The organism is Saccharicrinis carchari (assembly GCF_900182605.1).
GTDB classification, from domain to species: Bacteria; Bacteroidota; Bacteroidia; order Bacteroidales; family Marinilabiliaceae; genus Saccharicrinis; species Saccharicrinis carchari.
Map to the genome: position 1 here is coordinate 102,536 of NZ_FXTB01000007.1, position 12,767 is coordinate 115,302.

Genomic DNA, 12,767 nt, shown 5'->3' on the forward strand with positions numbered 1-12,767 from the left:
ATTGTTATAAAAAATCATTAAAATAATTGGTCACCTTTTGCATCAGGTGCACACGATCGGGACCCAGCACATTGTGCTCGTGTCCCGGGTAAACGAAGTAATCGACCTGCTTACGATTTTTAACACATTGCTGCAGAAAATACAAACTGTGCTGCCAAACCACTACGGGATCCATGGCTCCATGGATAAGCAACAAGCGCCCCTGTATATCATTTGTTCGCTCATTTAGGTTGGAGCCCATGTACCCTTCTTTGTTCTCGTCCGGGGTATCCATATATCTTTCGCCATACATTATCTCATAGTATTTCCAATCCGTTACCGGACCGCCCGACACACCTACCTTAAATACTCCGGGGTACTTTTGCATGAGATTGATGGTCATAAAACCACCATAACTCCATCCATGCACGCCTATCCTATCGGCATCAACGTAAGGCAACGATTTAAGGTATTTAACTCCCTCCATTTGATCGGCCACTTCGGCTTCGCCCAGCTGACGATGTATTACTTTTTCAAACTCACAACCCCGGTAAGGCGTGCCTCTGTTATCCATGGTAAAAGCAATATACCCCTGCTGAGCCATATAAACCTGCCACATACGGGCACCGCCTAGCCAGCTGTTTTTAACCAATTGGGCATGAGGCCCACCATACACGTATACCACAACAGGATATTTTTTTGTGGCATCAAAATTAGGCGGCAGTATCATTCGGCTATACAATTCTGTTTTTCCATCGGCGGAGTACAGCGTATCCATCACTATATTACCCATTTCGTAACCATCAAAAGGATTTTTGGCTCGATGCAATATTTCGGTCGAACGTTCTTTTATATCAATAACACTTATCTCCCTCGGTGTATCCACATTCGAAAAAACATCAATGGCCTTGGCTCCGGAGGAGCTCAACCTGGTAGCATGCATACCATCGCCCGAAGTGATACGCGTAATTTTTCCGTTGCGTAAGGCTACCTGATATAAGTTTCTGTTTAAGGCTCCACCATCTTTGGTACTTTCAAAGAACAAATGTTTGTTGTTCGCATCAAAACCCAACACTTTAGTTACCACCCAACTCCCTTTAGTAAGCTGCTTATGCAAACCTTTATCCAAGTCGTACAAATATAAATGGTTGAAACCGTCGCGTTCGCTTTGCCAAATAAAACGATTAGTAAAACCATTTTTACCGTCCGGAATAAACAACGGCGGATTCTCGGGTTCCACCCATGTATCACTCTTTTCCTGGAACAACTGCTTGATCCACTCACCCGACCGGCTGTCGTACACATTCAGCTTCATATTGTCCTGCCCCCTGTTAAGCTCGGCAATTAAAATATTTTTTTCGTCGCCACTCCAGGCAATATTGGTCAGGTACTTTTCCCTGGGTTCGCCAGTGCTCATAAAAACCACGTTGTCATTTTCCAAATCATATACACCCAAGCTCACCCAGTGGCTATCCATCCCTGCCATTGGATATTTAATATTTTTTACTTCGGCCACCCTGGTATTAATGTTTACCAAAGGGTAATCTGTTACCATTGTTTCGTCCATCCGATAAAAAGCTAAGAACTTACCCGAAGGTGCCCAAAATACACCTTTGTTTATACCAAACTCGTTACGATGTACCGATTGACCTACCACTATCCCTTTGTCGGAACCTTTGGCAACTAAAACCGGTTCTTGATTACGCCGGGCAACATATAAGTTGTGCTTATAATTATACACTATTGCTTGTGCCTTAGGGTTAAAATCTATATTTTTTGCCTCATCAGGAAAATGGATATGATAGTCTATCGTTTTTAATACGCTGTTAAACACTACAATGCTATTGCCATTGTTAAGCCAAAACAGCTCCATGTTTAACCACTGAATATTCCACAAGTTTTTTGTTTCCCTTAAACCCTTTTCTTGTAGTAATTTGTTTATTTCGGTAATACAAAACAATAAAGTTTTCTCTTGGTAACCCGCCATCAGATATATGCTATCCGATTCATTCAATACCAGTTCGTCTGTATTGCCCCGGAAGCTGATATTTTTATATTCCGGTATAAAATTTCGATAATTTTTTCCACCTGCTATTACCTCCTCCAAATTCAATTTTTTGAGTTCTTGTGCAGACGCAAAAACCGCTATTGAAATGAATACTAGCGCGAAGTATAATCTTTTCATAATTACTTTTTATTTGTTACAACAACAATTTCGGGATAAATATCAGCGATTTTTTTCAGAAAACGAATTATATTCGATCAGAACAATTGAATGTGTGGTGTATTTTAATAAAAATACCTACTTTAGTCCGTTGAATAATTAAAGCAGGCAAAGTATTATAATAATTATTAAATGTTTTGCGTTTGCTATATTTAAGGGTTTCATTCACTGTATATTAAAAACACAAATATCGATGAAAAAAGGACTATTACTAACCGTAGTTATAATTTTCACACTCGCTTTATTTGCACCTGCAACCATTAATTCCCAGCAGGATAAAATAGAAGATTGCTCTATTTTAATAAAAGCACCTTTTATTCCAAACGGGCAGCCGTTACGGGCTTTTTTAACCGGCGATGAAGTGGCTGAATTTCGCACTACCTTTTTAAATGGCAGTGTATATAGGTTAGCCGCGTGCTCTGCCGGCAATCAATCCATTATTTTTTCGGTTTACGACACCAACCGCAACCTATTATTTACCAATGATGAGTACAACAAAGCCAAGGTATGGGATTTTAAAATTGCCGGCTCGGTAGAGTGCATTATTGAAGCAAAACTCGATAGCAAAGAGGCCTCATCGGGCATGGCACTCATGTATATTGGATTTAAAAGATTAGAAGAAAAATAAGGAATTAAAAACTAATCAACCCAAGCATAAATTTAATTAAACCACATAGATGAGCGAAGGGATATTAAAAGCACTAATGCAATTGTTTGCGTTAATTGCCTTTCCTCAAAAGGACAATGAGTCGCGTAGGCTCATTGTTAAAAACTTTCTCGGTCAGCAGCTGAACAAGACAATGGTGGAGGAGTATCTTGCCATTTACGAATCGCATTATCAGGATCACGCATCAAAATTAAAAAAACTACAACAAACCGAAACCTCCAGGACAACGCTAAGTGCGAACTCTGTTAAGGCCTTACGCATTTCTCACGCCATCAATAAAGAGCTTACACACTACCAAAAACTGATTGTTATCATTCGCTTGATAGAGTTTTTAAAATCGGGCGTAGAGATAAGTACCTTTGAACGTGATTTTGTAAGCACAATAGCCCAAACATTTCATATTAATGATGCCGAATATACTTTGATGGAGCACTTTGTGATAAGTGATCATAAACTTACCATCGACAACAGAAACGTACTTATCATTAACAACAAACCAGAAAACGAAAGAAACAATGCCCGTCATCTGGTGTGGGACTATGTTAAAAACGAAATTAAAATATTGCGTATTAAATCGGCCGGACTGTATTTGTTAAAAACAGATGATACGATTGATATCAGTATTAACGGACAATTACTGAGCCCCAATAGAATACACGTTTTAACGCCGGGCTGCTCTATCCGCACTAAACGCAGTAACCCTATTTATTACAGCGATATCGTAGGCACATATACCCACGACAACATAACTACACCTATCCATTTTACAGCGCAAAACATATCGTACCGTTTTAACAATAAAACCATGGGTGTACAAACCATGAGTTTAAGCAGTCAATCCGGGAAACTGGTGGGCATAATGGGCACCAGTGGCGCAGGGAAGACCACCCTCACCAATATATTGAGTGGCATATACACCCCTTACACCGGAAAGGTATTGATTAATGGTGTGGACATACACAACAGCAACAAAACCGACGGACTGATAGGCTATGTATCGCAGGACGATTTGTTAATGGAAAACCTGACTGTATACCAAAACCTGTTGTACAATGCCAAGCTTTGTTTTGGCGATTACAGTGAGTTTAAAATACAACGGCGAGTACTTAATCTCCTTAACTCACTTGGCCTTGCCGAAATAAAAGACATGAAGGTAGGCTCGCCGCTCAACAAAAAAATAAGCGGTGGGCAACGAAAACGACTTAACATTGCCCTGGAGTTGATTCGCGAACCGGCTGTATTGTTTTTAGATGAACCCACATCGGGACTGTCGTCGCGAGATTCGGATAATATTATCGATTTGTTAAAAGAGCTGGCACAGAAGGGAAAACTCATTTTTATAGTAATTCATCAACCATCGAGCGATATTTTTAAAATGTTTAACCAGCTTTTGGTGCTCGATGAAGGAGGGTATCTTATATACGACGGCAACCCGGTAGAGAGCATTACTTATTTTAAAAGCAGCGTAAAACAAGCTAACCGGCAGGAGAGTGAATGCAATACCTGCGGCAACGTGAATCCCGAACAAGTGCTGAACATCATCACTTCGCAGGTGATAGATGAGTACGGATCGTTTACACACAATCGTAAAATAGCCCCTACCGAATGGCACGAAAGGTTTAAAGCCGATAAAAAACCGGTAAACCCCACCGTAGAAAAATCAGCTGTTGAACTACCTAAAATAAACTTTAAAGTACCCAACAAATTCAAGCAGTTTATGGTGTTTGTTAAACGCGATATACTGTCCAAACTATCCAATCGACAATACCTGCTCATCAATTTATTAGAAACGCCGGTATTGGCCTTGCTGCTGTCCTCCATTATAAAATATTATAATGTAAATGCGCTGAACGATCAAGGTTATGTTTTCCAAAACAACCCCAACGTCGTGATATATATTATCATGTTGGTTATAATTGCCATTTTTGTGGGTTTAACGGTAAGTGCAGAAGAAATCATAAGCGACCGAAAGATATTAAAACGAGAGGCCTTCCTTAACCTGAGCCGTTTTAGCTACCTGTTGTCCAAGGTTTTTATTCTGATCATCATATCTGCTGTACAAACATTTCTGCTCGTTATTATTGGAAACAGCATTATTGAAATTAAAGGGATGTTTTTTGAATACTGGCTAATTCTTTTTAGCGTTTCAATATTTTCTAACCTACTGGGACTTAACATATCCGACAGCTTCAAACAAGCCGTTAACATCTACATACTAATACCATTTTTAATTATACCGCAAATTATTTTATCGGGTGTATTTATCAGCTATGATAATTTAAACCCCTCCTATACAAAACCTGACTCGATACCCTGGTTTGGCGAAATAATCACCGCCCGATGGGCTTTTGAAGCCTTGGCAGTTCATCAGTTCACAGAAAACGACTTTGAAAAACAATTTTATTTATACGATAAAATAAAAAGCGTAGCGCACTTTAAAAAAGAATATTGGGTACCTGCTCTTGAAGCAAAACTTGAGTACTGCCGAAATAAAATACGATCTAACGAAAGTTTAAAAGATGCCAACAACCAGCTGATGGACGGACTGGCATTGTTGAAAAATGAAATTATTGCCGAAAACAAGAGTGCACTTATTAAACAAGACATCCCATTTGTGGAGAAGCTATCCCCCGCCAAATTTAACGAAGCAGCTTACCGTGATGTTAAAAGTTATTTAAAGGAAAAGAAAAGTACCTATAGAAGATTATTCAACAGTACGGACGAGAGCCTGGATCGGAGAAAAAAGAAGATGACCGGCAGTAATGCTAACCGCGATTCGTTAAATCAATTAAAGCGAGATTATTTTAATTTAGAGCTGGAACGCTATGTACGTAACTCTAACCATATATTTTCCGATAAAATAATAGAGTACAAAGGCCGTCTGGTGCAAAAATCAGATCCTATTTTTAAGGAGCCGGAAAGCAAATGGCTAAAAGCTCATTTCCTTAGCCCTTACAAACGCTTTGGTACACTACAAATTAACACCTTATGGGCTAACCTAATTGTTATATGGCTGTTTAACTTGTTTTTATTTTTTACGCTTCAATCGGCTTTACTTAAAAAACTAATGGGCCAAATGTCGGGATTATATCAATTGCTGAAACGAAATGGTGGGAATGAATAGACAACAAGAATAATGTAATTTAGTTGGTAAGCAGCATCCTTTTAATTTAGAATATAAAGCACCTATGATAAGATTTAACACCATAGGCACTTTATAAACAGACTCTTAAATAGTTAGCTTATCGTATAAAAAAAAGCTTTATTCTTCCATCTCTATCATTTTAAATGGAATATTAATAATTGATTGGTAATCTTCGCCAGCCTCAAACATATCTTCGTCGTCCTCTTCGTAATACCAATTTACCTCCACCTTTTGTCCTTTTTTATAAAGCCCTTCGAGTTTTTTAAATAAATCAAGTATACATTTCGAGGAGCTCGTGTTAAAATATTCAAGCTGCACATTAACTGCCGTTTGATCCTGATCCTGAGCGCTATATTCCTCTAACCAGTCAATTAGCGGTTTGTAAAACTCAATTGAATTTTCTGGGATTGAACGTCCTTTTATTTCAATAATTCCCTTTTCGCCGTCGAACCTGATCGACGGGGTTTTAGGTGTTCCCTCTCGTACAATTGTTTCCATAGTGATGACTAAAATGCAGTTCTAACTAATATAAACGTCTAATGAAAAAAATATATGATGATCGTTGTACTTATAAAAATAGTACTCCAATTTATTTCCTGTTTTTCTAACTATATCCAACATACCAAGGCCTCCACCGCCCAGGTCCGAAAACTCACCGTTACCCATAATATCCAAGTAGAGCATACGTACTTCTTTATCTGTAAGGGAGTTTACCTGATCTATTCTGTCTTTTATCAAGCTTATTTTATCTCTGTTCACAAAATTACCGGTCGAAATTCTGTAAAAAGGGCCGTCTTTGCTCAAGATAATCACACCAAAATTACGATGTTGCCCCAAATCCAGATCTACAGGCGGCACATCCACATGATGATACAAGTTTTGCAAGCATTCAACAAATACATTGTACACTTTTTTTCTCACCTTAAATTTTTCATTTTTCAGGTTGAGGCTTTTCTCAATGGTATCGAGCGCTTCTGTAATAAGTTCAGGAGTAATATTGCCATTGAAGTTGAGCAGAATCTCTCCCTCCAATTTTTCGTTATACCACTGCTTAATGTTAAATGCCATCTTAGATTTTATAATGCTTGATACAAATATATAAAAATAGGCTATTGTTTAAGCTTTTTTAAAACATAATTTATTGAAAGACCAGGATGCGATAGAATCTGTTTTACAAAAACCAAGTGTGAAAACCCACTATTTTAGTAGCTAAATGCCGCCGCCTTCGGCATAAAAAGCATCGCGTGGTTTAAACTGAATAATTTTAGAGTAGGGTGGAACATTGTTGGTAACCCAGACGTTACCACCAATAACCGACCCTTTACCAACTGTGATACGTCCCAATATGGTGGCCTGCGAATAAATCACCACATCATCTTCAACTATGGGATGACGTGCTATGCCTTTAATCGGGTTGCCGTCTTCATCGAGCGGAAAGCTTTTTGCCCCCAAAGTTACACCTTGATAAAGTTTTACATTTTTACCAATGATTGATGTTGCCCCAATAACTACCCCTGTGCCATGGTCAATGGTAAAGTACTCTCCGATCTGTGCCGAGGGGTGAATATCTATTCCCGTTTCGGAATGGGCCATTTCCGCTATCATCCTGGGTATAACCGGGACCTCTAACTTACCAAGGGCATGTGCCACGCGATAGCTGGAAATAGCACGTATGGCAGGGTAACAAAAAATAACTTCGCCCGTGCTCTTGGCTGCCGGGTCGCCCACGAAAGCAGCTTCAACATCGGTGGTAAGTACCCGCCTCAACTCAGGTAACAAAGTCACCAACTTTTTAGTGATATCATAAGCTTTTTCCTTGTGATCCACCAACCTTTGCGCACTATCGTCGTCGCACTGAAAGCATAAACCGGCCAATATTTGGTTGTTAAGCAATTCGAAAAGTCGCTCGGTGTTTACTCCCAAATAATAATGTATACTTTCTGAGCGAACCGGGGAATCTCCAAAATAACCAGGAAAAATAATTTCGCGTATCAAGTTCACTATCTTGGCCAACTTATCGCCTGAGGGCATGGGGTGCTCAAAAAAATGTCTGTGGCATACCTCTTTATACGAACTTTCGCGCGAAAGCGCTGCAATGGTTTTCTGTATTTCTTTCGGGTATTTAAAAATAGTCATATTATAATTTTTTTAAACCTTTCTTCAATAGCTTCAAACGCATTAGTGAGTCTTTTTTCACCCTTACCTTCAATAATTTTATAGGCATAACCATATCTCTCCAATTCGGTTTTGTATAAATTAAAAAGAAAAGTCCTTTTATCTTTGTTTTCCCGTACCCCGTCGGGTTGCCAGGTTATATCGTTTTTCAGCAATAAATAAAAATCAACCGGCCGTTTTGCCAGCTCCTCTTCAAACCAGCCGGGCAATTTATTAAATACCTGCATAAACCAAACTTTGGTAACAATAAGGTAGGTATCGAAAAAACAGTATCTGGCCCTATCGGTTCTATCGTCGTACTCCTTTAACTGCTGCTTCGCGATGGCAACTACATCGTTATAGCGATACGGCCGTTTTAAATTTTCAACATATTCCCGTGCAAATTCTTTTACATGGTCTCCTTTATAAATATGGGCCAATTGCCCGGACAAGGTTGATTTGCCTACACACTCCGGCCCTGTTAAAACAATTTTCATATATATTTTACTTGCAGATATTAAATTACCTGTACCGTTTTTTGTTGTGTTTTAAGATGGCTGAGCCAGGCGAAATACCCCCAAACAGCCATGACGGTATAAATAGCAAACAATATAACTGTGATATACAAACCCTTATAAATATACATTCCCATCGACACAAAATCTACTACAATCCATATCAGCCACTGCTCGATATACTTTTTTGCTAACATCCAGGTAGCTACAAAACTGGCTGCCGTAGTAAAAGCATCCCAATATGGCATATCGGAGGCCGCTATGTTTAGCATGGGCGGTACGGTTATCAACAAAAATGTGAGTAGTCCATACAGCAAGCCAAAGGCCAGTAGAAACAGGGCCGCCCTGTTTTTTGTTGTTTTAAGAATTCGTGTTGTTTCTTTATGCTCGTTCAACTGCCTGCTGCGCCATATTATCCAGCCTACAACGCTCACCACCAGATAATACACTTGTAAAATCATATCGGCGTATAAGCGGGCATCAAAAAAAACAGCCATATAAAAAGCCGAGGTCAGGATGCCCATAGGCCAAAGCCATATTTTTTGATTCACCGAAAAGTACAAATAAACCAAGGCTGCCAAAGTACCCACCCCTTCGATCCACGAGAAATCCATTTCACCACTTAATTTAATAAATTTGTATATTCCGATTCGCTCAAAAGAAGTTGCAGCGCCTTATTATATACCCGGGTACTTGGATTAATGGTTTCAAAGTATTCACTTGAGGTATAAAGGCTACGTGCTATTAAGGCTTTTATTTGAGCTTTTGCCAGTAATACCGATACTTTTTTGAATTCTTCGACATCCGATTTTAGTTTTCTTTTCTTCCCTTCGGCAATCAATTCATTCAGCATAGATTCACCCACCTCAAACTTTTTGTTGAACTGCTCAAAAGTAAGATATTCTGCTTCCAACTGCTTACGATGAATATCCAGATAATTGAGCACAAACTGGTTCAAGGCACCCGACGCCACCAGGTCACGATAATAAGGTGAAAAACCAGTGGTGTCGGCAGGCACAAATAAATCGGGCATTACCCCGCCTCCCCCATATACCAGACGCTGCTTGGTTTTGGTGTAATATTTTTTTTCTGTATCCAGGTGAATACTGTCTACGTTCAACACTTCGCCATTGCTATATCTATCGTAAATCTCTCGTTGATACGACTCCAGGCCCTTGTTGTACGGCTTCTGTATGCTTCTACCCGAGGGGGTGTAATATTTGGCAATAGTTAAACGTATCATAGAGCCGTCCGGCAGGTTCAATGGTCTCTGCACCAGTCCCTTACCATAACTGCGTCGTCCGATAACCACTCCACGATCCCAATCCTGCACTGCACCCGACACTATTTCGCTGGCCGATGCAGAGCCTTCGTCGATCAGAATCACTACCCTACCCGACTCAAACAATCCTTTTCCCCCGGCAATATAATCTTTACGGGGACTGGTGAGTCCTTCGGTATAAACAATCAATTTCTTTTCGGTCAATAATTCGTCAGAAATATCGATAGCCGCCTTAAGATATCCTCCCGGGTTTCCTCTTAAATCGAGTATGAGATCTTGCATCCCCTGGTCACTGAGTTTTTTGAGTGCCTTTTCGAACTCCGCATGTGTGGTGCCCGAAAACTGATTTATTTTTACATAACCTATTTGAGGTGTTGCCATATATGTAGCTTCAACGCTATAAATAGGTATTTTATCGCGGGTAACCGTAAAGCTAATTAAATCCTTCACATTATTTCTGAGTATCTGCAACTTTACTTTGGTACCTTTTTTTCCTTTTAACTTACTAAAAACATCGGTATTTTTTAAACCTACGCCCGCCACATTTTCGCCATCTATGGTCAATATCCTGTCGCCTGCCTGGATACCTACTTTTTCAGAGGGGCCACCCGATATAGGGGTGACTACCATAAGGGTGTCTTTAAAAATATTAAACTGAACGCCAATACCTTCAAAGCTGCCATCTAATGGTTCATTCATTTTGGCCACCTCTTCTTTTGATATATACACTGAATGGGGATCGAGCTTAGTAAGCATCCCCACAATGGCATCCTCAACCAATTTTTCGTCGTTGGTGGAATCAACATAAAAAGTTGAAATAAGTTTATACGCCAATTGTAACTTTTGCAGGTCGCGATCATTTTTTTGTGCATGCAAGGATCCACCGGCACCCATCAGTAAAAAACCTACCAGCACATATTTAAACACAATATTCTTGGAGATAATCATAAATTAATTAATTAAACCGGGCAATTATAAAAACCGGGCTATGTGGGTAAAATAACGCTAAAATATAAGCTTTGTTTACAGTTACTTTATACAAAGATAAAAACAATAGGGAAAGCAGACGGTGATAAAAGAAAAAAGGCCAGAAAAAAATCCGGCCTTTCTTTATATTATTCCCACTCAATAGTAGCTGGTGGCTTTGAACTAATATCGTACACAACCCGATTAACCCCTTTTACCTTATTGATGATATCGTTAGATACTTTGGCCAAAAATTCGTATGGCAAATGAACCCAATCGGCTGTCATACCATCGGTAGACTCTACCGCTCTAAGCGCCACTACCCTTTCGTAGGTGCGCTCATCGCCCATTACGCCCACAGATTGTACGGGCAGCAACATGGCTCCTGCCTGCCACACCCTATCGTACAGCTCGTTATCTTTTAGCCCTTGTATAAATATGTGGTCAACTTGTTGTAGAATATCTATTTTTTCCTGGGTAATGTCGCCCAAAATACGGATGGCCAGCCCGGGCCCCGGAAAAGGATGACGTCCCAGTAAAGCAGGTGATATACCCAAGGCTTTACCTACCCTGCGTACTTCGTCCTTAAACAGCAGGTTAAGCGGCTCAACCACTTTAAGGTTCATTTCTTCGGGTAAACCGCCTACATTATGATGCGATTTAATGGTGGCTGATGGCCCATTAACGGACACCGACTCGATAACATCAGGATAGATGGTTCCCTGCGCCAACCATTTTACATTTTGTATTTTGTGTGCTTCACGATCGAATACTTCGATAAAAACACGACCTATTATTTTTCGTTTCGTTTCGGGATCCGACACACCGGCCAGCGCATCGAGGAAGTGCTTGCGTGCATCTACCCCTATAACGTTAAGTCCCATATGTTTGTAGGAGTCCAACACGGTTTGAAATTCATTTTTACGCAACAATCCGTTGTCTACAAATATACACGTTAAGTTGTCGTGGATAGCCTTGTTCAGCAGTACGCCGGCCACGGTTGAATCAACCCCTCCGGATAGTCCGAGTACCACCTTATCGTTACCCAACTTGGTTTTAAGCTCCTTGACGGTGGTATCGACAAACGAACCTGGTGTCCAATCCTGCTTGCATCCGCATATCGTGGCCACAAAGTTAAATAGAATAGTTTTACCGTCGGTAGAATGGTACACCTCGGGATGGAATTGAAGCCCCCAGGTTTGTTCATCGCTTACTTCGTAGGCAGCCACTTTTACATCAGCGGTGCTTGCAATGATTCGATATTTATCGGGCAATTGGGCTATGGTATCCCCATGCGACATCCACACCTGCGACTGATCGGAAACGCCGGTCATTAATTCATTTTTCCGATCAATAAATTCCAGCTTTGCCCGGCCGTATTCGCGTGTATCCGAAGGTTTTACCTCGCCCCCAAAGCTATGCGCCAGAAATTGTGCTCCATAGCAAATACCCAACAAAGGAAAGCGGCCTTTTATTTGATTCAGATCGGGCACCGGTGCTTTTGGGTCGCGCACACTATGTGGGCTTCCGGAAAGGATAACACCCTTTACATCCGCGTTTAAATGAGGCACAGAATGGTATGGGTATATTTCGCAATACACATTTAATTCACGTACTTTACGGGCTATCAACTGGGTATATTGCGACCCAAAATCAAGAATAACTATTTTTTCTTGCATTAAACTGAAATATGGAAGATTAAAACTCAACTAAAATAATTGGCGCAAAGATAATTATTCAGACCGGATATCTCAATAGGCAGATAAATGATTTGATGATTTGATAATGTGGGGATATGATGATGTACGGATATCATTTAAGGTTTATTTTTTACC

General features: G+C 40.1%; 10 protein-coding genes. 2 read left to right on the forward strand and 8 right to left on the reverse strand.

Going from position 1 to position 12,767, the window contains the following annotated elements; translation table 11 throughout:
• Positions 1-4: 4 nt before the first annotated feature.
• Positions 5-2,164, reverse strand: coding sequence for a S9 family peptidase (locus FN809_RS13070; RefSeq protein WP_142533973.1), 2,160 nt, complete (start codon positions 2,162-2,164; stop codon positions 5-7).
• A gap of 232 nt (positions 2,165-2,396) precedes the next feature.
• On the opposite strand from FN809_RS13070, the gene FN809_RS13075 reads away from it, so the two are divergent.
• Together FN809_RS13075 and FN809_RS13080 are read left to right on the forward strand one after the other, a co-directional pair.
• Positions 2,397-2,831 carry a hypothetical protein gene (locus tag FN809_RS13075; RefSeq protein ID WP_142533974.1) on the forward strand — a complete coding sequence of 145 codons (435 nt, stop codon included), beginning with the start codon at positions 2,397-2,399 and terminating at the stop codon, positions 2,829-2,831.
• Positions 2,832-2,880: 49 nt separating this feature from the next.
• Positions 2,881-5,994: an ATP-binding cassette domain-containing protein gene (locus FN809_RS13080; RefSeq protein WP_142533975.1), complete on the forward strand. Its 3,114-nt coding sequence runs from the start codon at positions 2,881-2,883 to the stop codon at positions 5,992-5,994.
• Between the two features lie 138 nt (positions 5,995-6,132).
• On the opposite strand, the gene FN809_RS13085 is transcribed toward FN809_RS13080, so the two are convergent.
• The 7 genes from FN809_RS13085 to guaA all read right to left on the reverse strand — a co-directional run bounded on the left by FN809_RS13085 (position 6,133) and on the right by guaA (position 12,611).
• On the reverse strand, positions 6,133-6,513 hold the full coding sequence (locus FN809_RS13085) for a DUF1987 domain-containing protein (RefSeq protein ID WP_142533976.1): 381 nt from the start codon (positions 6,511-6,513) through the stop codon (positions 6,133-6,135).
• Between the two features lie 21 nt (positions 6,514-6,534).
• The gene (locus FN809_RS13090) at positions 6,535-7,083 is read right to left on the reverse strand and encodes a SiaB family protein kinase (protein ID WP_246095600.1); all 549 of its coding nucleotides are present in this window, start codon (positions 7,081-7,083) and stop codon (positions 6,535-6,537) included.
• A gap of 141 nt (positions 7,084-7,224) precedes the next feature.
• Complete coding sequence (gene epsC / locus FN809_RS13095; RefSeq protein ID WP_142533978.1) at positions 7,225-8,151, reverse strand: serine O-acetyltransferase EpsC; 927 nt, start codon at positions 8,149-8,151, stop codon at positions 7,225-7,227.
• Positions 8,148-8,666, reverse strand: a complete 519-nt coding sequence (locus tag FN809_RS13100) for an AAA family ATPase (RefSeq protein WP_142533979.1) — start codon at positions 8,664-8,666, stop codon at positions 8,148-8,150. Before FN809_RS13100 ends, epsC begins: the two co-directional genes overlap by 4 nt.
• A gap of 20 nt (positions 8,667-8,686) precedes the next feature.
• The gene (gene pnuC / locus FN809_RS13105) at positions 8,687-9,298 is read right to left on the reverse strand and encodes a nicotinamide riboside transporter PnuC (protein WP_142533980.1); all 612 of its coding nucleotides are present in this window, start codon (positions 9,296-9,298) and stop codon (positions 8,687-8,689) included.
• 8 nt (positions 9,299-9,306) lie between these two features.
• Positions 9,307-10,914, reverse strand: coding sequence for a S41 family peptidase (locus tag FN809_RS13110; protein ID WP_246095601.1), 1,608 nt, complete (start codon positions 10,912-10,914; stop codon positions 9,307-9,309).
• Between the two features lie 167 nt (positions 10,915-11,081).
• Entirely contained in the window at positions 11,082-12,611 is a 1,530-nt protein-coding gene (guaA, locus tag FN809_RS13115; RefSeq protein ID WP_142533981.1) for a glutamine-hydrolyzing GMP synthase, read from the reverse strand.
• Between the last annotated feature and the right edge of the window lie 156 nt (positions 12,612-12,767).